General features: G+C 35.1%; 20 protein-coding genes, 1 tRNA gene and 1 pseudogene. 12 read left to right on the top strand and 10 right to left on the bottom strand.

What is annotated here, in order from left to right:
• Positions 1-22 precede the first annotated feature (22 nt).
• From Q9R40_RS02235 to Q9R40_RS02205, 7 genes are all read left to right on the top strand, one after another.
• Complete coding sequence (locus Q9R40_RS02235) at positions 23-1132, top strand: LCP family protein (protein WP_304676131.1); 1110 nt, start codon at positions 23-25, stop codon at positions 1130-1132.
• Positions 1132-1752: a glycerol-3-phosphate acyltransferase gene (locus tag Q9R40_RS02230; protein ID WP_304676130.1), complete on the top strand. Its 621-nt coding sequence runs from the start codon at positions 1132-1134 to the stop codon at positions 1750-1752. The genes Q9R40_RS02235 and Q9R40_RS02230 overlap by 1 nt, the downstream gene beginning before the upstream one ends.
• Entirely contained in the window at positions 1749-4682 is a 2934-nt protein-coding gene (locus tag Q9R40_RS02225) for a sulfatase-like hydrolase/transferase (protein WP_304676129.1), read from the top strand. The genes Q9R40_RS02230 and Q9R40_RS02225 overlap by 4 nt, the downstream gene beginning before the upstream one ends.
• Before the next feature lie 256 nt (positions 4683-4938).
• The gene (gene tyrS / locus Q9R40_RS02220) at positions 4939-6201 is read left to right on the top strand and encodes a tyrosine--tRNA ligase (protein ID WP_041818421.1); all 1263 of its coding nucleotides are present in this window, start codon (positions 4939-4941) and stop codon (positions 6199-6201) included.
• Positions 6202-6271: 70 nt separating this feature from the next.
• A tRNA-Thr gene (locus Q9R40_RS02215) sits at positions 6272-6344 on the top strand.
• A gap of 105 nt (positions 6345-6449) precedes the next feature.
• The gene (locus Q9R40_RS02210) at positions 6450-7763 is read left to right on the top strand and encodes a C1 family peptidase (protein WP_304676128.1); all 1314 of its coding nucleotides are present in this window, start codon (positions 6450-6452) and stop codon (positions 7761-7763) included.
• Between the two features lie 15 nt (positions 7764-7778).
• Positions 7779-8432 (top strand): HD domain-containing protein, encoded by a 654-nt coding sequence (locus Q9R40_RS02205; protein WP_300592214.1) that lies wholly within the window; start codon positions 7779-7781, stop codon positions 8430-8432.
• A 65-nt stretch (positions 8433-8497) separates the two neighbouring features.
• Here Q9R40_RS02205 and Q9R40_RS02200 read toward each other — a convergent pair whose 3' ends face one another.
• Positions 8498-9808, bottom strand: a complete 1311-nt coding sequence (locus tag Q9R40_RS02200; protein ID WP_304676127.1) for a C1 family peptidase — start codon at positions 9806-9808, stop codon at positions 8498-8500.
• Positions 9809-9970: 162 nt separating this feature from the next.
• Between Q9R40_RS02200 and Q9R40_RS02195 the strand changes: the two genes are divergently transcribed.
• Positions 9971-10597 carry a hypothetical protein gene (locus Q9R40_RS02195; RefSeq protein WP_304676126.1) on the top strand — a complete coding sequence of 209 codons (627 nt, stop codon included), beginning with the start codon at positions 9971-9973 and terminating at the stop codon, positions 10595-10597.
• Positions 10597-11058 carry a transcription elongation factor GreA gene (gene greA / locus Q9R40_RS02190; RefSeq protein ID WP_304676125.1) on the top strand — a complete coding sequence of 154 codons (462 nt, stop codon included), beginning with the start codon at positions 10597-10599 and terminating at the stop codon, positions 11056-11058. Before Q9R40_RS02195 ends, greA begins: the two co-directional genes overlap by 1 nt.
• A gap of 45 nt (positions 11059-11103) precedes the next feature.
• Here greA and Q9R40_RS02185 read toward each other — a convergent pair whose 3' ends face one another.
• Both Q9R40_RS02185 and Q9R40_RS02180 read right to left on the bottom strand, forming a co-directional pair.
• Positions 11104-11535: an Hsp20/alpha crystallin family protein gene (locus tag Q9R40_RS02185; RefSeq protein WP_297938975.1), complete on the bottom strand. Its 432-nt coding sequence runs from the start codon at positions 11533-11535 to the stop codon at positions 11104-11106.
• 99 nt (positions 11536-11634) lie between these two features.
• Positions 11635-13083 carry a 6-phospho-beta-glucosidase gene (locus Q9R40_RS02180; RefSeq protein WP_023599139.1) on the bottom strand — a complete coding sequence of 483 codons (1449 nt, stop codon included), beginning with the start codon at positions 13081-13083 and terminating at the stop codon, positions 11635-11637.
• A gap of 199 nt (positions 13084-13282) precedes the next feature.
• Here Q9R40_RS02180 and Q9R40_RS02175 point away from each other — a divergent pair, with 199 nt between their 5' ends.
• The 3 genes and pseudogenes from Q9R40_RS02175 to Q9R40_RS02165 all read left to right on the top strand — a co-directional run bounded on the left by Q9R40_RS02175 (position 13283) and on the right by Q9R40_RS02165 (position 15930).
• The gene (locus Q9R40_RS02175) at positions 13283-13780 is read left to right on the top strand and encodes a PTS cellobiose transporter subunit IIA (protein ID WP_304676124.1); all 498 of its coding nucleotides are present in this window, start codon (positions 13283-13285) and stop codon (positions 13778-13780) included.
• Positions 13781-13802: 22 nt separating this feature from the next.
• A pseudogene (gene celB / locus Q9R40_RS02170) lies at positions 13803-15156 on the top strand (PTS cellobiose transporter subunit IIC).
• A gap of 75 nt (positions 15157-15231) precedes the next feature.
• Complete coding sequence (locus Q9R40_RS02165; RefSeq protein ID WP_304676123.1) at positions 15232-15930, top strand: GntR family transcriptional regulator; 699 nt, start codon at positions 15232-15234, stop codon at positions 15928-15930.
• A 337-nt stretch (positions 15931-16267) separates the two neighbouring features.
• On the opposite strand, the gene Q9R40_RS02160 is transcribed toward Q9R40_RS02165, so the two are convergent.
• The 7 genes from Q9R40_RS02160 to Q9R40_RS02130 all read right to left on the bottom strand — a co-directional run bounded on the left by Q9R40_RS02160 (position 16268) and on the right by Q9R40_RS02130 (position 22500).
• Positions 16268-17761 (bottom strand): glycoside hydrolase family 1 protein, encoded by a 1494-nt coding sequence (locus Q9R40_RS02160; protein ID WP_304676122.1) that lies wholly within the window; start codon positions 17759-17761, stop codon positions 16268-16270.
• A 66-nt stretch (positions 17762-17827) separates the two neighbouring features.
• Complete coding sequence (locus Q9R40_RS02155) at positions 17828-18553, bottom strand: GntR family transcriptional regulator (RefSeq protein ID WP_297938993.1); 726 nt, start codon at positions 18551-18553, stop codon at positions 17828-17830.
• Positions 18553-18879 (bottom strand): PTS lactose/cellobiose transporter subunit IIA, encoded by a 327-nt coding sequence (locus Q9R40_RS02150; protein WP_004898685.1) that lies wholly within the window; start codon positions 18877-18879, stop codon positions 18553-18555. Before Q9R40_RS02150 ends, Q9R40_RS02155 begins: the two co-directional genes overlap by 1 nt.
• An 88-nt stretch (positions 18880-18967) precedes the next feature.
• A complete protein-coding gene (locus Q9R40_RS02145) occupies positions 18968-19216 on the bottom strand; it encodes a hypothetical protein (RefSeq protein WP_297939029.1) in 249 nt (82 codons plus the stop codon).
• 3 nt (positions 19217-19219) lie between these two features.
• Positions 19220-19543 carry a PTS sugar transporter subunit IIB gene (locus tag Q9R40_RS02140; RefSeq protein ID WP_004898688.1) on the bottom strand — a complete coding sequence of 108 codons (324 nt, stop codon included), beginning with the start codon at positions 19541-19543 and terminating at the stop codon, positions 19220-19222.
• A gap of 147 nt (positions 19544-19690) precedes the next feature.
• Entirely contained in the window at positions 19691-21121 is a 1431-nt protein-coding gene (locus tag Q9R40_RS02135; RefSeq protein WP_304676121.1) for a PTS sugar transporter subunit IIC, read from the bottom strand.
• Positions 21121-22500 carry a glycoside hydrolase family 1 protein gene (locus Q9R40_RS02130; RefSeq protein ID WP_304676120.1) on the bottom strand — a complete coding sequence of 460 codons (1380 nt, stop codon included), beginning with the start codon at positions 22498-22500 and terminating at the stop codon, positions 21121-21123. The genes Q9R40_RS02135 and Q9R40_RS02130 overlap by 1 nt, the downstream gene beginning before the upstream one ends.
• Positions 22501-22554 lie beyond the last annotated feature (54 nt).

Genomic DNA, 22554 nt, shown 5'->3' with positions numbered 1-22554 from the left:
AGAAAGTTTGAGAAAGAATATTATGGATAAGAAGCCCCAAGAACCTATTCGCTCAAGAGTTGAGTTGAACAGAGAAAAACATAATAAGAAAAAAAAGCTCAAAATTATTATTGGAATAATTTTAGTTTTGTTTTTAGGACTTGGAATTTATGCAGGTTCCGTATATTTAAAAGCGAAAAATGCTTTTGATAAAACTTATGATCCTAAAACAGCCGTCAAGCAAGATAGCTTTTCTGGTAAAGAATCTTTTAATATTTTGTTGTTAGGAACAGATACAGGAGCTTTCGGCAGAAAAGAAGTTCGTGGAAACTCGGATACAATGATTTTAGTGACCGTGAATCCGGCCAAAAAGAAACTTTCTTTGATGTCTATTCCGCGTGATACGATGGCCCGGATGATTGGTACGGACAGTTTTAGTGTGCATAAAATTAATGCGGCTTATAATATTGGCGGAGCAAAGATGGCAATGCAGACCACAAGTAAAGTTCTCAATGTGCCAATAAAGTACTACATTTCGATGAATATGGGCGGCATGCGGAAGATTGTTGATGGTGTTGGTGGCGTTACAGTGACACCACCATTGACCTTTACTTATGATGGCTATACCTTTACTAAGGGTAAAACAGTTCACTTAAATGGTAGCCAAGCTTTAGCTTACTCTAGAATGCGCTATGACGATCCTAAGGGAGACTATGGTCGTCAATTACGGCAGCGTGAAGTCATTATGTCAGTTTTAGAACATGCACTGTCTCTTACTACTCTTAAGAATTTAGACTCAATTTTAGGTTCAGTGTCTACTAGCTTGAGGACAAACCTGACTTTTGATTCAATGGTTAAGATTAGTAAAAACTATCGTAAATGTACTAATAATATGTCTAGTGACTACTTACATGGAGTAGGAGCAATGATTGGAGATGCTTCGTACCAGGTAATGTCTGATAGAGAATTACAAAGAACCTCAAATATTGTGAGAAATGATCTTGGGTTAGATTCGATGGACATTGATAATAATGAAACCTATCAAAATTCAATGAATTCTCAATTTGATTGGAACAGTGGTGACTCTAATCAGGTATACTACATATATGATCCGTATACGGATGAATTATGGAATGGAGATAGGGCGTACTAATGAATGAATTTGTCTCGCTAGTAATAGGATATTTCCTCGGAAATATCCTTTTTGCTATGATTGTTACAAAAATATTTTTGCATAAAGATCCGACTAAATATGGTTCTGGTAATCCAGGAACGGCTAATGTTGGAGCAGTTTTTGGTAAAAAATGGGGTATTCTGACTTGTATTGGTGATTTAGCCAAAACTTTAGCTGCTTTGTTAATTGTTTACTTTATTTATCATGGTAATCGTTTAGATTTGTCTTTTGCAGGTCTTGGGGTAGTTTTAGGACATTCTTTCCCATTTTGGAATCATTTTAAGGGTGGTAAAGGAGTAGCAGTTACTGCTTTGTGGATTGTCTTTTTTGATTGGAGAGCGGGCCTAATTGCTTTATTAATTGGCTTGTTTTTAGTTATTGTTATGAAGAACCTTACTATCCCACCGTTGGTCTATATGTTAGGATTCAGTATTTTTACTTGGCTTAATTTTGGCTGGGAACAAGGATTAATTTTTTTAATTGCCACATTAATCATGATTTTTCAATTTAGAAAAGATATTGTCGATTTCTTTACTGGTCATGGTAAGCGCGTGGACGTATTAGTCACAATTAAGAAAAAGTTAGGAATATACAAATGAAATCAGCATTGAAAAAGACAATCCAGTGGATTTTACTGATAGTTTTACTGCTGGGAATATTAATTCAAACCTTAGGCTTTTGGAACTATAATCCGCCAACTGTAGCTGGTCGAGCTAAAATTGGCTTAATGACAAGTTTGGTAGAGCTGGCTGTGATGGTTTGGTATGGGATAAGCTATGGTAGTAAGGAATATAGCTTTAAGGAAGCGGTTAAAAGTTGGCTTGAAGGGGTAATTACTTTAGTCATCTTTTATCTAGTGTTCGTTATTTCTTTGCCGCAATTTTTCTCTGCTTGGAACTTATGGGGAATCTTCTTTCCAGTCTTAACAAGTACATCAGCTTTATTTAGTGGAGTTATAATTTCTCTGTTTTTTCAACCTTTTATTTTTAGATTACAAAAGAAGTTAAATATTAAGCAGAATGTGCTTTTACTAACAGTAATTACAATTTTGATTTTTACCTTAAGTGCTGGGAATTCATTATTAACTAGCTACAGTGTTTTTGGCTTGTATTTAGTTTTGCCTTTTGCCTGGGGAATGCTTATTTCAAAAATTACTGTATCTAAGAAGCTAGTAGCGGTCTTAACAGTTGCAACAGTAATTTTACTTCCAGCAGTTTATTACTTCACCATTCAATTAATTCCAATTCAAACTCCACAAGCAGTTGTTTTCACGCAAATGAATATGGCATGGAACACAAGCTTGTTAATGAGTCCGTCATCGCCATTAATGATTTTATTTGTAGTTACTGGCGGATTGCTTTTTAGAAAATGGTTAATCAGAACATCTCATAAGACTTTTTCTATTTTGATTCCTGCAATTATTTTTGGGACAACTGCTTATGGAATGACTTTATGGAAAGAAAAACTTCAAGTATTACTGGCTCCTGTTAGTAAGAAAGTCACTTTTCTCTTAATTCTGTCCTTATTAATCGCAAGTTTTATTATTAATTTCATTTTTAATAGATTCGTTCTTTCAAACAAGCATGTTCAAAAGTTTCTAAACAAATTTACCGGTACAGATTTAAATGATATTCTTAATCTGTTAAACAGTGGCTTGAATTTCCTAAAGAAACATAGTCCAATAATATGTCTCTTTGCATATTTTATGGTTGTAAGTATTATTGGTTTCTTTACATTTAAGAGTAATGTTAACGTTACTTTGACTTATATTTTTACTAATAGACTTGGCACTGTTATCTTGTCCAGTATTTTTCTTCTAGCGTGTTTTGAAGTATTTTATGTACTTACCAAGCGCTTCTGGGTAGCGGCAAGTATTCCGACTATTTTAGGGCTGGGAATTGCGATTGCTAACAGCATTAAAATGAGCTTGAGAGAAGAGCCCGTTTATCCAACCGAAATTGGTGAAATTGTTAATTGGAAGACCTTAATTCCAATGATGGGGACAAATAATTTAATTTATATTTTAATTGGATTGGCTGTCTTAATTGCTATAATTGTCTTTTTAGAAAAGAAGTTTTCAATTAACCTCAAGCGTAAAAAATCAAGTTGGGCAAAACTGGTTATTAGTCTCTTAGTTTTAATTACACCTTTATGGTTTAACGATGAAAATTCACCGATCTATTATATTTCAAAAGGTTTTGATAATAGTCCTAACTTTAGAAATCCACCTGATAGTACAGGTGCTAATGGTTCAATTCTAACTTTTCTAGACTTTATTAAAGTACCAATTATGGATAAACCAACTAATTACTCAGAAAGCTCCATAAAAAAGGTTGTTGAAAAATATCAGAATGAAGCAGTAAGCATTAATAAGACTAGAAAGAATAAATTAAGCGATCAAACACTTGTCTTTAATCTTAGCGAAAGTTTTGTTGATCCAAAAGAATTTCCAAGTGTTAAGATTTCTAATGATGTTCGGGATCCAATTAAATATATTCGAAAGTTGATGACAACCACTACTTCTGGCCACATGCTTAGTGCTGGTTATGGTGGCGGAACAGGGAATATGGAATATGAATCCTTAACTGGGTTTAACATGGGAGTATTTTCTACTGCAATCACACCATATACGCAAGTGACATCCCGTTACAAGTTTTATCCAACAATTGGGATGAACTTTAAGTACAGTAGTGCCTTACATCCATTCAATGGTACGTTTTATGGCCGAATTGATAATTACCGTCGTTTTAAATTTAATAAATTCGCATACTTAGGCTCTAAGTATAAGATTTATGATAAAAAGACTATCGGAACTAATCCATATTTATCTGATGAGACAGCTTATCAAAATGGCTTACGACAAATTAATAGTCAAAAAGATGGTCAGTTTATCAATTTAATTTCAATGCAAAACCATATTCCATATGGTGACTATTATTCTTCAAATGAATATAAAGAAAATGTTAGTGGATCTCTAATTTCTGACGAAAATACTAAAAATAGTTTTGCTGCCTACACTAAAGGTATTGAATATACAGACAAGGCTGTGAAAAAGTTTATTAAACAGATTGATAAAATCAACAAGCCAATTACCCTTGTATTCTATGGTGACCCTTACCCAGCAATTATTGATCAGACACAATTAAGCAAGTATCCGGTAAAATTACATGCAACTAACTACTTTATCTATTCAAATAAGTATGCCCGTGAGCATGGTGCTAAAAGTAAAATTAAGCCAAATAAGTATGTGTCAACAGCTTCCTTTATTCCGATGGCTTTAGAGCAAACTAATTCAAAAGTAACAGCTTACCAAGCTTTGCTTACTAAGATTTACCAAGAGTTACCTGCTATTACTATTAATTATTCCGGAAACGATGGATTTGAATTAATTGATCAAAATGGTAAGCAAATTTCTGAGAAAAAATTAAGTAAGAAACAAAAGGAGTTATTGAAGGATTATCAATTAATTCAATATGATATGTCGAGTGGAAAAGGATACAGCTTAAAGATTAAGGGCTTTTATAAATAAGCAGTTGACTTAATGGCTATTCTCCCTTATGATCATAGGTAATAATAGTAGCAACTTAATTCAGTGTTCAGAGAACTAGCGGTTGGTGTGAGTTAGGCAGGTTAAGTGAGCGAAGTACATGGTGGGGTAGTTTCCGTATCAACTATTTTAAGGCGCATTAAGCGTAAACGTGGGTGGTACCACGGCTAATAAAGTAATTTAGTCGTCCCTAGATTTCGAAAGAAGTCTAGGGACGTTTTTGTTAGGAGAAAATTTTATGGCAAAATTTGATATTTTAGAAGATTTAAAATGGCGTGGAGCTATTAATCAAGAAACCGATGAAGAAGGTTTACGTAAGTACTTAGCAGAACATGATGATTTGGCTCTTTACTGTGGAACTGACCCAACTGGAGATTCGCTTCACATTGGTCACCTTATTCCATTCATGATTTTGAAGAGATTCCAAATGGCAGGTTATCACCCGGTAATTTTAATTGGTGGCGGAACTGGTGCAATTGGAGACCCCTCCGGTCGAAAGACTGAACGTACTCTTCAAACAGCTGAGCAAGTTAAGCACAACGAAGAAAAGTTAACTGCTCAAATGAAGAAGTTATTTGGAACTGAAAACTTTGAAATTCGTAACAATGCGGAATGGCTTGGTAAGATGAATTTGCTTGATTTTTTGCGTGACTACGGTAAGTTCTTCCAAGTTAACAACATGATTAATAAGGATGTTGTTGCTAGTCGTCTCGAAAACGGAATTTCATTTACTGAATTTTCTTACCAAATTTTGCAAGCTATTGATTTTTATCACTTGAATAAAGATAATGGCGTTCAAATGCAAATTGGTGGTAGTGACCAATGGGGTAACATTACTGCCGGAATTGACTTGATTCACAAGCTTGAAGGTTCAGATCGTCCAGCATTTGGTTTGACTATTCCCTTAATGCTTAAGGCTGATGGTACCAAGTTTGGTAAGTCTGCTGGTGGAGCTGTGTGGCTTGATCCTGAAAAGACTAGTCCTTACGAATTCTACCAATTCTGGATTAATCAAGATGACCGCGATGTAGTCAAGTACCTCAAGTACTTTACTTTCCTTAGTCGTGAAGAAATTGAAGATTTGGCTGAAAAGACTGAAAAAGAACCTTGGAAACGTGCTGCTCAAAAGAGATTAGCAGAAGAAGTTACCAAGTTTGTTCATGGTGAAGAAGGATTGAAAGAAGCTCAAATGATTACTGAAGCATTATTCTCAGGTAATGTTAAGAGTCTATCAGTTCCTCAAATTGAACAAGCATTGAAGAATGCTCCAAGTGCTGAAGCAACTCATGAGGCTAAGAATATTGTAGAATTTTTGGTTGAAACTAAGATTGAACCTTCTAAGCGTCAAGCACGTGAAGACGTTAAGAATGGTGCGATTTACGTAAACGGCGAACGTCAAGATGATATTGATTTTATTATCGAACCAGACAGTGATTTTGATGGAAAATATGTAATTATCCGTAAGGGTAAGAGAAAGTATACTTTAGTTAAAATTAAGTAATAAATAAAAATTAAGGACTAGGAATGTAAAAACGTTCCTGGTCCTTTTTGCTATAATTAAATTGATATCTGCCGTTTTAGCTCAGGAGGTAGAGCACCGCCGTGGTAAGGAGGAGGTCCCCAGTTCAAATCTGGGAAACGGCTTAGTGAATAATTTAGTAACAAAAAAATTCTAGGGATGGTCAAAAAGACGATCCCTTTTTATAATTGTTATAAATAGTATAAATAATTTATGAAAGAAGAATTAATATGGCTCATGAACTTACGCTAGATGAAATTGCAAAATTTCAACAAGATTATCAACAAAATAAGCAAAATAAAATTGCTGAGTTAGCTGTTGTGAATAACGGTGTGCAGAAAGCAAGTTTCAATGGTGAAGGTATCCGTGATTTAAATCGAACTTTCTCAATTGAAATTCCAACTGATAATGTGACAGATCAAAAGCAATCAGGTCGTTGTTGGTTGTTTGCGGCTTTGAATGTTTTACGTCATAAGTTTGCCAAGCAATATCATGCAAAGAACTTTACTTTTTCACAAAGCTACCTTTTCTTCTGGGATCGAATTGAAAGAGCGAATATTTTCTTTAATCATATTCTAGAAACTGCGGATAAACCTGTGGATGATCGTACTGTGCATTTTTACTTACAAGCCCCTGATACCGACGGTGGACAATGGCACATGGCTATCTCATTAATTAGAAAATATGGCTTGGTACCAACTTATGCACAAGATGAAAGTTTTACGGCTAATAATACAGCTGCTTTTAATCAAGCATTGAATATGAAATTACGTGAAGATGGATTAGTTTTACGTAAACTTGCCCAAGCCGGTAAAAATGATGAAATTGAACAAAAGCGTCAAGAATATTTAAGTGAAGTTTACCGTATGGCTGTAATTGCCTTTGGACAGCCTGTGCAAAAGTTTGATCTAGAATTTAAAGATGATAATGGAAATTACAAGTTAGACCAAAATATTACTCCATTAGACTTTTTCCACAATTATTTTGAAGATGACTTAGATGATTATGTGGTACTCTTTAACGCTCCAGATCATGAGTATGATAAGCTTTACGCTTTTCCATTTGAAGATAATGTTGAAGGCGGTAGCCCAGTTAGATTTTTGAATACAAAGATTGAAAATCTTAAGGAAGCCGCAATTAAGCAGCTAAAAGATGGAGAAACAATCTGGTTTGGTTGTGATGTAGGCAAGCAAAGTGATCGTCAAAAAGGAATTTTAGCTGCTGATTTATATGAAACTGATACGATTTTTGGTATTGAGACTAAGTTAAATAAAAAAGAACGTCTTCAGACTGGTGCTAGTGGCTCAACTCATGCAATGACCTTTGTGGGTGTAGATGTAGTTGATGGAAAACCTCGTCAATGGAAAGTGGAAAACTCATGGGGAACAAAAGTGGGTGATAAAGGCTATTTTGTCATGGATGATAAATGGTTTGATGAATACATATTTAAAGTTGTAGTTAAGAAGCAATACATACCAGAGAAACTAGTGAAAATCGCTGAGGGCGAAGCAACTCCTGTTCCTTGCTGGGATTCAATGGCTTAGTCTAGGGGATCGACAATGAACATTGAATTAGTTAAGCAATTTACTAAAGATCACCTAAAAGGTGAAAAAACAGGACATGATTACTACCATGGACAAAGAGTGGCAAATTTAGCTACAAAGATGTATCTAAGTGATTATCCGGATGCACATAAAGACAGCAGAATAGTAGCTATTATTCAGACAGGAAGTTATTTACATGATACGATCGATGAAAAGATTCGTGACAATCCTGATGAAGTTATAAAAGAAATCAAGGCATTATTGCCTAATGTTGGCTTTTCTTCTTTAGAAGTAGAAGATATTTTGTTTACTATTCAACACATGTCTTTTTCAGCTAATATTGAGCACCACTATCAACTTCCTTGGAGTGGACAATATGTGCAAGATGCTGATCGGATTGAAAGCTTAGGTGCAATTGGAATTGCTAGAGCGTTTACTTATGGTGGTAAGCATGGAAATAAGATTTATGATCCTAAAATTAAGCCTGAGAAGCTAATAAGTCATGATCAATATCGCAACCATGTAGAAACCACAATTAATCATTTTTATGAAAAGTTATTTGATTTAGAAGACCTAATGAATACGCCTGCTGCTAAAAAAGAAGCACATCGGAGAACTGAATATATGCGTGCGTTTGTTCAAGAATTTATGGATGAATGGAATGTGTAGTTGAAGAAAAAGAGATTTGTACCTGTATTGATACAAATCTCTTTTTGATATATATTTTATTTTTACTAAGCTAGTGAATCCCAAGCAGGAAGTGGAGTTGGCTTGCTTTCAGCAAGTTTCTTTTGATCGTCAGTTAAGAATTCTTTTCTAACAACTACTTCATAAACAAATTCATCGAACCACTTATCGCTCATTGTGAAGTAACCCTTACGACCGGATTTTTCACTCCATGAATTTTCAACTTTCCACTTGCGGATTTCACCCTTATCTAAGTCAACACCAACTAAAGTCATAGCGTGGCTAACTTCACCTTCACCAGTAGCCAATCTTTCTGCCTTAGTCATATAAGTATCAACATCAAATAATTCATCCGTCTTGTATAATTCAGTATCTAGGTAACCAGTCTTACGATCCATTTCTTTCAAGACATCATTACCAAACCAAACACTTTCACCATCTTTTAATTGCTTAATAGCAGCGTCTTTTAAGTATTCGATTGGAACATTTAAGAAAGTAATAGGGATACCACCATTGACATTGTCTTCAAATGGAAGAGAGTAAAGTTTACCATATTCATGATCTGGAGCATTAGTTAAGCAAACATAATCATTGAAATTAATATCCCAGTACTTATTGAAAAATTCAACTGGAGTTAAATTTTTATCCAAGTGAAGTTTTTTCTCATCATCGCGGTACTCTAAGTCAAAAGTCTTAGGAGGTTCGCCGACAGCAATTGCAGTCATACGGTAGATTTCGCTTAGAAATTCTTTGCGTTTCTTTTCGACTTCTTCAGTTTTACCTTCTTGAACTAATTTGCGTAAAACTAAAGCATCTTTTCTTTCTTTACGAGCGAGTGCATCTGCTAAACCAGCAGTGTGGTTAGTATTGAAACTTTCAGGCATTGCATTGGTTGGGACAACACCATATTTCTTTACTAAGGAAGCAGCCATTGCCCATTGACCACCATCTGCACCAGCAAAATTCATATATGCTTTAACTGTACGATCATCTAATGGCTTATCTGCAGAATCAATAATTGCATCATAGAAAATATTAGCACGTTCAATCTTATCCCAGAAGAAGTTATATGCTTGAGATAAGGTAAAGTTTTTAGCCTTATATTTTTTACCAAAATCATGCCGTAAAGTATTTAAGGTCGCAAATAACCAGCAACGACCTGATTGCATTTGGTTGGTAACATTATCAGTTTCTACTTCGACAGAGAATACATCGTTTAGACGGTTAGTAACTGCTGGATTAAATGAAGCTTCTAACACACCAGATCGCATTGCTGCGCGAGAAACTACTTGATTACGTGAATTATCAAAGTCACTACGGAATTGATCAATTTCTTGTAGGGTTAATTCGTGAGACATAGATTACACTCCTTTAATTTTTTTATCATGTTTTTCATTATATTTACTATACAGCAAATCACAAGTTAATACACTAATTTTATTGAATGAAAGTGACTTTCATGAGTATTTAAGGGATGATTCTGAAGTATAATATTGATAACAATATCGGAGGAAAGAACTATGAAAAAGAATATTTTTGTATCAGGAATTACCCTAATGACAATGCTTTTAGCTGTAGGTTGTAGTAATAACGCAAGCCAGTCTAACACTAATAATGAAGCTAAAAGCACTAATACGAGCCATAAAAAGAGCCACAAAGCTAAAAAACGTACAACTAAGAAAGATAAAACTGATATAGATACTGATAATTCAGAAACTACTAACTCAGATAAAAAGACTGATAAGAGCAGTGAAAGTTCCAAGAGTAGTACTAGTGAGAAAGCTAGCCAGAATGGATCAGCTAACTCGACTACGTCTTCTAATTCAAATGAATCAGAAAAATCAAATAATTCAAAAGGATCATCAAATTCTTCAGCATCTAATACTCAAAATAATAGTGGTCAAAGTACTGCATCAGCTAATAACTCTTCAGATACCATGTTTAACAAGATGGTTTCTAATACTATTAAAGAAAATGGATATTCAAGTAGCTATGGACCAGATAATTTTACGTTAATTGATGGTGGTAATGGACAATATTCTTTAGCTGAGAAGTCAACTGGAACAATTGTTGGTCATTATTCTGTAAAGAATGGTGAGCTTTACAAGCAAGATGTTATTACTGGAAACGATGTTAAGGTTAAATAATGGTTTATTATCAGAAAATGACGCCCGAAGGCTATCAAGAAATTAAAGACGAGATAGCTCGTTTAAAGAAAGATCGGCCCCGGAGAATTAGAATCTTACAAGAAGCTCGTAGTATGGGAGACTTATCAGAAAATTCTGAATATACTACAGCTAAGATGGAATTAGGGCATTTACAAAGTCGCTTACGCTATTTAGATAAGCAATTAAGATATTCAGAAATTATTCAAAAAGATGAAAGTGGAACTATTGATTTAGGATCAAATGTTACTTTACTTTTTGATGGTGACGATGAAGCTGAAAAGTATCGGATTGTTGGTAGAATGGAAGCAAATTTAGCTAAGGGAAAGATTTCCTTTGATTCGCCTTTAGGGCAAGCCTTAATGAAACAAAAAGCTGGTGCAACAGTAACTGTTGAAGCGCCAGCTGGAAACTACAATGTTAAAATTATTGATGTAGATTAAAAGACATCTCGCTTATGCGGGATGTCTTTTTCTTAATCTAAATATTTATTCAATATTAATTGTATTTTCCTTATCTTCTTCGGTTAGTTTTGGTAGGGTAATGGTTAAAACGCCATTGACGTCTTTTGCAGAAATGTCTTTAGAGTCAACATCAGGAATACGATAACTTCTTTGAATATGACCAACGCTTCTTTCACGGTGAAGAACGTTACCATTGTTATTGTCTAAGTTATCGAATGAATCCCGGCTACCTGAAACGTTTAGAACACCATCTTTATATGAAACTTTAATGTCTTTCTTATCCATTCCTGGCATGTCAACTTTAACAATATAGTCCTTATCAGTTTCTGCTACATCAGATTGCATAATGTTCTTGATGGAACTGTCGTCAAAAAAGTCTTTTGGAAAACTAAACCAATCACTCAATTGATCCATCATATTATCGTTGTTACGATTTTTCATTATTTCGTTTGCCATAATAAAACTTCCTTCCATTACGCTCTCTACAATCTCTATTGTAGTAGGTCCGTAGGGAAAGTAAAATATTTAGCACTCTAATTAGAGTGGTGCTAATAATTAGTCTAAGTCTTTACCATTAGATTCAATAACTTTCTTATACCAGTTAAATGAATCCTTCTTTGAGCGTTCTAGCGTTCCTTCCCCCTTGTCATTCTTGTCAACATAGATGAAGCCATAACGCTTGTCCATTTGACCCGTTCCAGCTGAAACTAAGTCGATGCATCCCCAAGGAAGATAACCCATCAAGTCAACACCATCTAACACAACGGCCTTTTCCATTTGTTCAATGTGTTTTCTCAAGTAATCGATTCGGTATGGATCGTGAACTGAACCGTCAGCTTCGCGCTTGTCGTAAGCACCAAGACCATTTTCAACGATAAATAGTGGCTTGTGGTAACGGTCAGTTAAGTGGTTAAGAGAGATTCTCAAACCTTCTGGATCAATTTCCCAACCCCAGTCACTACGCTCTAAAGTAGGGTTTTCTACGATCGCTTCTTGTAAGTCAGTTAATTCATCTGGTTTAACCTTCTTACTTGAAACAGTAGTGGATTGATAGTAGGAGAAGCCAACGTAGTCTACTGTACCTTCTTTTAAGGCAATTTTATCTTCTTCAGTGATATCTGGACGGTAGCCATTTCTTTCAATGTAATCTTCAACAGCATTTGGATATTCACCGTTAACGTGCACATCGGAGAAGAAGTCACGTCTTTGTTCAAATTTGTCAGCGAGTAAAACATCATCTGATGATGGAGTTAAAGGACGAACAGGTGAGTAGTTAATCATACAACCAATTTGGAAGTCTGGATTAATCTTATGGCCTTCTTTAACTGCTAAAGCAGAAGCAACTAATTCATAGTGGGCAGCTTGATACATAGCAGCTTCTTTTTCTTTATCGCCCATTCCATTCTTAAACAAGATACCAGAGTTAGTGGCCATTAAGAAGTCATTGTTAAAACTAGATTGATTATCAATTTCGTTGAAAGTCATCCAATACTTAACTTTATTTTTATAGCGCTTAAAGCAAACTCGAGCAAAGCGAACAAAGTAATCAATTAATTTACGGTTAGTAAAACCACCATATTCTTTGACTAAGTGATAAGGAATTTCAAAGTGAGAAAGGGTAATTACAGGTTCAATTCCATACTTATGACATTCATCAAATAAGTCATCGTAGAACTTAAGGCCTGCTTCATTAGGTTCTTCCTCATCGCCTTTAGGAAAAATCCTAGTCCAAGCTATTGAAGTGCGAAAAGCTTTAAAGCCCATTTCAGCCATTAACTTAATATCACCCTTGTAGTGATGGTAAAAATCAATGGCCTCATGATTAGGATAGTTTTTACCAGGAATAACGCCATCAGTAATTTCACGTGGCTTAGTAGCTGATCCTACTGTCATAACATCCGCTACAGACATTCCCTTTCCATCTTCATCCCATGCACCTTCAAGTTGGTGGGCAGCAACAGCGCCGCCCCATAAAAAGCCCTTAGGCATAGTATATCCAGTCATATTCAAATACGTCCTTTCTGAAGTAAGCGTTTTCGGAATTCATTCTACAAATTAAAAACTTGATTGTAAAGCTTAAAAGTATAGAATTTTATTTTTTATAAGAAAACAGTAATAATTATTGCAAACGGTTTCATTTTGGAGTATTATACAGGTGTTGTCTGAATTGTTCAGGAACAATATTGAAAGGGCAGATACAATAATGACTAAAAAAGATCAGAGTTTAGAACAAAAGAAACATGACATGAGTGTGAGATCTATAAATTTTAGCCGCTATTTAATGATTCGTTATTTTTCTGCGGCGTTCTTATTCACTAATCTCTTTTGGTTAGTTTTTGCAATTTGCTACCACGATATTGTTGCTTCGATAATTTCGGGATTATTATTTGTTTTATTATTAATAGCTTCAGTAGAGCAGGTAAGTAAGTGGAATGTCAGAAATACTGACTTGAAATTTACAAAACTGTATTATCAACTGCAGCTAGTTGCAAATGTAATCTTTGCTATCAGTTGCTATTTACCGTTTGGAAAGACTGTATTTCCTTTTATGGCTACAATTGATGTCGCAAATGTGATCTTTACAATTTTAATTATTGGAATATTAGGATCCATCTTAATCTTAAGAAGAATTAGCAACATTCAAAATGGTCGCGACAAATACGCAGGAGCAATTAAGACATTTGAAAGTAATAGACAGTAGGACAAATTGAGGGGGATGTACTATGTCTGACACTGCGCAACCATCGTTTAAAGATAAAATGATGAAGGCTTTAGGTAAGTTCTCAGGTTCACGTTTTGTACGTGCAATTATGGGGGGCAGGTTATTCCATTATTGCCTTTTCTATCATTGGATCTATGTTTTTGGTTCTAACAGTTTTAACACAAGTTATTACTGCTAAAGGATTTGTAGATTTTTATAACAATACATTTGGACGTTTTAACAATATTTATACTGTTATTTACAATGCCACAATGGGTATTATTGCGATATACTTTGCTGGGTCATTCGCTTATAACTATGCTGATATTTATCGCAAAGAAGAAAACTTATTGCTTGATCCATTAAACGCTGTTTTCTTAACTTTAATGGGCCTATTCATTACCGTTCCACAATTAGTTTGGAAGGGCGGCAATACTATTTTTGTTAATATCTTAAAGAAAGATAATGTTGTTGCTGGAGGTTATGGTATCTCTGGATCAGGTTTAACAAGAATTGGTGCGACTGGTATTTTTACTGGTTTGATCGTTGCTTGGTTAACTGTTCAAATTTATCGCTTCTGTATTAAACATAATTGGCGTATTAAGATGCCTGCATCTGTTCCATCTGGTGTTGCTAATTCATTTACTGCTTTAATTCCTGGTTTTGTTATTGCAATCGTTATTGCAGTAATTGATGTGATTTTAATTGTACTTGGTACAGATATTTTCCAATTACTCTTTATCCCATTCTCATTTGTTTCAAACATTGCTAATACTTGGTGGGGAGTATTAATTATATTCTTCCTCATCCACTTCTTATGGTGGTTTGGTATTCACGATGCAACCATTATTTCAAGTTTCTACCAAGCAATTGTTTTATCAAATATGGCTGCTAACGCTGCTGGTGCTCACTATGTGTTTGCTGGTGAATTCTCAAATGCCTTTGTAATTATGGGTGGTTCTGGTGCTACCCTTGGTATGGCTCTTTGGATGGCATTTGCTGCTAGATCAAAGCAATTACGAGAACTTGGTAAACTTGAAGCTGTTCCTGCTGTATTTAACATTAACGAACCTTTACTATTTGGTTTGCCAATCGTTTATAACATTAAATTGTTTATTCCATTCTTAGCTGCTCCAATGGTATGTTCAATGACTGCCTACGCTGCAATTGCAACTCATTTAGTTCCTAAGATCATTGTTCAATAACCATGGCCAATTCCTGTAGGTCTTGGTGGTATGATGGCTACTGCTAGTTGGCAAGGTTTCGTTTTGGCCTTGGTCAATGCCATAATTGCTTTCTTGATTTGGTATCCATTTATTAAGCACTATGACAACGAATTGCTTAAGAAAGAACAGGCAGATGCTACTAAAGCTTAATTAAAAAGTATAGACTTTCAAAATCTTCGTAGTTTAAAATATAACTATGAAGATTTTTATTTTAAGGACATAGTAATGAAAAAATATGAATTAGTTGCGGATAAAATAAAAGCTTACATCACTAAAAATAAACTTCATCATGGAGATAAATTACCAACAATTACCGAATTGATGAAAGAATATCAAGTTGGTAAATCTACTATTTTACAGGCGATTACTTTGTTAACTCAACGAGGAATAGTTTATAAAGTTCAAGGTTCTGGTGTTTTTGTTAGACCTACAGGGCGAGATGGCTATATGTCACTTACTGATAACGCCGGCTTTGCCCATGTTTTAAAAGATCCTACGACTGAAGTAATTGAGTTTGCTGAGAGAAGGCCCCCTAAACCTTTATGTGACTATCTGCATTCTGATGAAGTATGTTACTTTATAAAAAGATTGCGCAAACAAGAAGGTAAGCCGTTTGTTTTAGAAGAATCATACTATCCTAAGAGCATTATTCCTTTTATGAGTAAGGAAATTGCTGAAGGATCGATTTTTGACTATATCAAAGATGGTCTAAAGAAAGAGATTCGTTTCTCTGATAAATATATGCGCGTTAGAAAGTTAAGAGCAGACGAAGCAAAATATTTAGAATTAGAAGAAGGAGATCCCTGTTTAGAAGTTTATGATACTTTCTATTTAGCCAATGGCACATCATTTAATAGTTCTAAATTGGTATACAACTATCAAAATTCTAAATTCTATGATCAAAGTTCTGATGACATTATTTAAAAAATAGTCCTAGGCTCAAAATATAAATTATTTGAGACTAGGACTATTTTTATTTTGTATAGCCTAAAACATTATTTTTCATTTGTTTTAATTGTTTTTTGCGCCTTGCTTTAACTGCCAGTTATAAAACCAAGTACCGATATTAGAATGTTTCTTTTCATCATAACTGAGAACACCTTCTTTAAAAATAATCTGACAACCTTGAGGTGTATCAGTTAAATAGTAACCAATTTTAACGAGTAAGTTATTACCACGAGCTTTTTTGATTGCTTAAGTAAGGTGTCCATCTATCTTGTCAAAAAAATAGAGCCTAGAAATGCTAGGTTCTATTTTATATTTAGTCTAAATCTTTTCCGTGGGATGCAATGACTTTTTTATACCAGTTAAAGGAATCCTTAGGATATCTCTTTAAAGATCCATTTCCTTTGTCATCACGATCGACGTAAACAAAGCCATAGCGCTTCTTCATTTCACCAGTACCATTTGAGACTAAGTCTATAGCTGACCACATAGTATAACCCATCAAAGGAATACCATCTTCATTAACTGCTTCTTCCATTGATTTGATTTGGGCACGAAGATAATCAATTCGATAGTTATCATGAATTTTATGATCTTCAGTTAATTCATCACTCCAGCCAAGACCATTTTCAACGATAAAGAGAGGCTTATGGTATCGATCCCAAAGGTCATTTAAGGCAATTCGTAATACATCTGGGTCAGTTGCCCATCCCCAGGCATTGTAATCAAGATAAGGGTTCTTAACGCCGCCTGCAGAAACATTACCATTAGCTTTTGCATCCGCTTCATGTATAGTAAGAACATTAGAAGTGTAGCAAGAAAAGCTGAGAAAGTCTGCTGGATAGTTTTTAATTAACTCATAGTCTTCTGGCTTGTCATCAAGTTTAATGCCATCACGCTCATATTGTTTTAAACGATATTCAGGATAACGACCTCCAGTTTGAACATCTGAGTAGAAGAGCATCTCTTGTTTAGCTTTCATAACTAAAATTTGATCAGCTGGATCAGCAGTATAAGGATAGTAAGCAGAGTAGGCAAGCATTTGACCTACTTGATTGTTTTTATCGATTTCATGAGCTAGCTCAACTACTTTGCTACTTACTACAAATTGATTATGAGCCCCTTGAGCACGATTTTGTTCACTGCCATCAATTAATCCGCCGCCCATATAAGGCGCCATGTCCATAGCGTTAATTTCGTTAAAGGTTAGCCAATATTTCACTTTTCCTTTGTAGTGATTCATTACAGTATCAGCATAGTGAACAAAAATGTCAATCATTTTTCGGTCTTTCCAGCCACCAAAACGATTAACTAAAGATAAAGGGGTTTCATAGTGGGAGAGAGTTACTAAAGGTTCAATGCCATATTTAGCGCATTCATCCAAGACCTTATCGTAGAAGGCTAATCCTTCTTTATTTGGTTCGTCATCGTCGCCACTTGGTAAGATACGTGACCAATTTAATGATAAGCGGAACATGTTAAATCCCATGTCAGCCATATATTTAATATCTTCTTTATAGTGGTGATAGAAGTCTGTTCCCTCATGGCTTGGATAGTAATAATCAGCTAAAGGAGCTGGTTTTGCTCCTTCGGGAAGTTTAAACTCTTTTCCCCAAACCATTGGAGTAGATCCAGTTTTACCATCAGCAGTTTTCCAGGTGACTTTTCTTGGTTCATTAGCAGAACCATTTGTTAGTACATCAACGGCATTTAATCCTTTTCCACCGTCTTTATAGCCACCTTCATATTGATTTGCAGCACTAGCGCCGCCCCAGTAAAAATCCTTTGGCATTGAATAGGTTTTAGTCATATTTTTTCCTTTCTTAATTTGTTTAAATTTATAAAAAAAGTTCTAGAATTGCTCTAGAACTTTTACTTAAAAGCTATTTGTCTCTAAAACGACATAATTTCGTTCATCGTAGCGATTACGGCTTGTTGAATATTCAACTGGTTGACCATTGTTTAACCACACGATTTGCTCAAGCTCTAAGATTGGATCGTCTTTTTTAGCTTGAAGATATTGTTGATCCCAGTCATCAGCTTTAGCAGCTTTGATTTTACGATAGGCAACCCCAAACTTAAGTTTTAGATTATGGTGAAGATAGTTATAGATAGAATTATGTAAGACATCTTCATTTAGATCTGGAACCAAGTTAACTGGCATAAAGGTATGTTCAAGAATCAGAGGCTTACCTTCAAGACGTCTTAGGCGCCGAATATTGTAAACTGGATCGCTAGATTTTAATTTTAAGTAATGTTGGATATCCTCATTTGGAAATTCAACATTAAATTCAATGATATCGCTAGTGACCTCATCAGATCCTAGTAGATTAGCTAGGCCGCTAAAAGCATTCGCTGGTGAATCAAATTTATCCTGAATTGGAACTGGTCCTAAGACAAAGGTACCAAGACCTGATTCTTTATAGACTAGTCCTTTTCTTTGTAGACCATCTAAGGCCTTCTTAACAGTTAAACGGCTTACGTGTAATTCTTCTGCAAGTGTTTTTTGGTCAGGAAGGGGAGTTTGAGGTTTATAGATCCCATCTTCAATTCTTTTTTGTAGAATTCGAGCAACTTTTAAGTACTTTGCTTCAGCAGTCATTACTTTTCAGCCATTTTTTTGTAAACGGCTACTACTTCTTTAGCTAAATCAATAAAAGTAATAGCAGTCATTAAGTGGTCTTGAGCATGAACCATGTAAAGGTCAACTTTTACATGGTTACCTTGTGCTTCTTGGGTTAACATATCGGTTTGAACATTGTGGGCATTTACTAAGCCTTCGTTTGCTTGCTTAATAAATTCATCAGCCTTTTCAAAGTCGCCTTTTTTAGCAGCTTGGATGGCTTGCATAGCAGCAGCTTTTGCATTACCGGCTTGCATAATAATTCCCATTACAACTTGCATATTATCGCTATTTTCTTGTGCCATAATTTAATTCTCCTAGATAGTATTTTTAAAATAAAAGATGCTCCTGACAATTATTTATTTTACTATGTCAGCAAGCATCTCCCATAAATTATTTTTGTTTTAATTCTTGAATTCCTTGATCAATTACTGAATCACAATCAATTGGTAGTTGCAGCATCATTTGTCCGTCTATCTCAAGACCTTTAGGGACTTGGATAATACCTGGAAAATGATAGCCATGATGAGCTTTAGTTTCATTATCTAAATAAATAGAAACTTGTCTATCTGCGCTGACACCAATTTTAAAGTGATGACCGTTGCGATCAAATTCATTAACAATTTTTACTTTGTCATTCATTGACTATTTGTCGCCCATTAATTCTTGAGCAGTTTCAAGAACATGCTCACCATTCATCATACCGTAGTCTTGCATGTTAATAACTGCTAATGGGATGCCTGCTTCATCAGTAATCTTTTTAACACTGTCTTCCATGTATTGAACTTGAGGTCCAAGCATTAATACGTCTGGGTGTTCCTTATCAATTTCATCTTGAATACCTGATGCTGCAGTAGCAAAGATCTTGTAGTCTTTACCTTTTTCTTTAGCTGCGTTTTGCATCTTTGATACTAAAAGTGAAGTGGACATACCTGCTGAACAAGCTAACATAATAGTTTTATCTGCCATAATAATTATCTCCTTTGTAAATCTAATTAAGTGTTTTTTCAATGTTTGAGTGTTGATCTATAAATTAAATGTATGCACTTTCATTATTGAAAGCATTTACATTATAGCATGATTTTAATCATAAGTGTTAATTAATATCTAAAAAAATTATTTACCTTCAGCTTCGTCTTTTTTAAGCGCTGCAGCTTCTCTTTTGACTAAGATCTTGTCGTACTTTTTAGCAAATGGCCAGTAGATCAAAGTTGAAATAACCAGTGTACATGCTTGCCAAATAGCCATCTTCCAGCCACCAATTAGGAAACCGGAGATAACAGCTGGCATTGTCCATGGACAAGCAAAACCATTAAGAGGAGGAATAATACCAGTTCTAATTACGAAGTAAGTTGAGATAGCTACTACAACGGGGGTTAAGAAGAACGGAATTGCCAAGAATGGGTTCATAACAATAGGTAAACCAAATAGGAATGGTTCATTAATATTAAAGATACCAGGAACTAACTCAACTTTACCGATTGAACGTAATTGTGCTGATTTGGCAGCAATTAAAATAAAGATAATTAAACCAATAGTGATACCTGAACCAGTTAAGTTAATAAAGTTGTTGTAGAATTCGTTAGTAACAACGTGAGCACCGTTGGCAATAGTCAATTTACCGGCTTTGTATAATTGAGCATTATCAAAAGAGTTAGCCTGAAGCATAGGGCCAGCAAGAGAACCAACAATTAAACCGCCGTGAACACCGAAGAACCAGAAGAATGGTACTAAGAATCCAATGGCGATAGCACCGCCAAGTGAATCAGAGATGCCTTGAAGTGGAATTTGAAGAGTTTGGTAGGTCCATTGTAGGAAGTCTGAACCAGTAGTTAACTTAAAGCCTGCGTAAATAAGCATAGTACCAATTAAGATAATTCCTGATGGAATCATGGCAGTAAATTGGTTAGAAACAGCAGCGGGAACTTGTTCAGGTAACTTAATAGTCCAGCCTTTTTTCATGATAGCGGAGTAAATCCAACCAACTAATAAACCGACAATGATTGCGGCGATCATTCCGTCGCCACCAAGCCAGGTAATGTTGAAGACACCTGTAACTGGTGATTCTAGGAATGTTTGTAAAGCGTGTGGTAACTTATCAATATTTTCAGTTACTGCTTTTGCAATCATTCCACCGTCAATACCTTTAGCCATGGCATTCTTTAATGGGCTGTCAATAGTTAAAGTTTGAAGCATTAAGAAAGCAGCTAATGAAGTAAGACCAGGTGCTAATGGTTCGTAGCCTTCATTTTTAACATAAATATAGGCAATACCAACTGATGCCCACATAGCCATGATACTGAAAGTAGTAGTGTAGGCTTGGTTGAAGAATGCTCCCCAACCAGAAGCATTAATTGCATTAGCTACAGCTGGAATAGGAATATTTCCTAAAATTAAGAAAATAGATCCAATAAGAATAAATGGTAAAGTATAAATCATACCATTTTGTAAGGCTTGAATAGCCTTAGTATTAACAAATTTCATTACTGGAGGCAGTATGTGTTTATTAACAAACATACTAAAGCCCGATTGTTTTTGTTCGCTCATTATATTTCGTCTCCATTATCTTTTAATACTTTTTGGAACCAATAAAATGATTTCTTTGGAACACGTTTTAAATCTTTTAAGTCATGATTTGAACGGTTAACATAAACAGCACCGTAACGCTTTTCCATGTCAGCATGTGAACTTGGAATATCGATTAATCCCCAACCTAAATAACCTAAAACTTTAGCTCCTTCTAAGAACATTGCATCTTTCATAGCCTTAATATGTTCTTCGTGGTAAGCAATACGTTCATCATCTTCGATCATATGTTTACCATCCCAAGTTTCTTTTATGCCGATTCCGTTTTCAATTGGGAAGACTGGAATCTTGTAATGGTTGTACATAGTGGTAAGGGCGTTTCTAAAACCAAGTGGATCAATAGTCCAGCCCCAAGCATTTGTCTTGAGATACTTGTTTTCTACACCGCCATAATTCATGTAACGGTTAGGAGCAACGTCGGCAGGAATTTTATCAGCTGAAACTGTCCAAGAAGAATAGTAACTAAAAGCTAAAAAGTCAGCCTTTGCTTTTTTCATTTCTTCTTTATCATCTTCAGTTATATCCCAATTAATATTGTGGTCTTTAGCATATTGCAGTACTTCCGGTGAATAACCGCGGCCCGTATCTGCATCATAAATATTGAAGTTCAAAAATCCTTGAATTTGTTTTGCTGCCCAAACATCTGTAGACTTCGAAGTTTCAGGATAAATTTGTTGGAAGGCAAGCATTCCGCCAATTTTAACATCATCATATTTTTCATGGATGTAATTAGCTAATCGAATATGACTGATCATGGTGTGGTGAAAGATGGTATATATATCATCTAAAGTTTTGTCACCTTTTTCGTAACCAGAGATATTAAATACTTCGTCTTGGAAGTAAAGATTATGTTCATTGAAAACAATCCAGTATTTAACCCGATCTGAAAAATGATCAATCATCTTTTTGCCGAATCTAACAAAAGCATTAACAACATGCCGTGACATAAAACCGTTGTATTCTTTAGCTAGGTGTAGGGGCATGTCAAAGTGATAAAGACAAATCATTGGCTCGATTCCGCGATCAAGCATGGCATTTACTAATTTGTCGTAAAATTCAATTCCCTTAGGATTAAAATCACCGTCTCCTTCAGGACAAACTCTTGACCATGAAATTTGAATACGATACATATTCATATTCATTTCTTTCATTAGGTCTAAATCCTCATCATAACGATGGTATTCATCAATCGCGGTGTGCCAGTCTGTAGTATTTTCTGTAGCAGGTCGTACATCGTAAACTGATAAGCCTTTACCGTCTTCATCCCAGGCACCTTCAGTTTGCATACTTGAAACTGAATTGCCCCAGAAGAAGTCTTTAGGCATTTTGTGCTTATTCATAATATTCCTTCTTTGCAATCGCTTACATATTTTACATGTATAAATATAAGCTTA

The organism is uncultured Lactobacillus sp., assembly GCF_948948975.1.
Taxonomy (GTDB): domain Bacteria; phylum Bacillota; class Bacilli; order Lactobacillales; family Lactobacillaceae; genus Lactobacillus.
The sequence above is the reverse complement of the archived record's forward strand: the minus strand, read 5'-3'. Positions and strand labels throughout refer to the sequence as shown.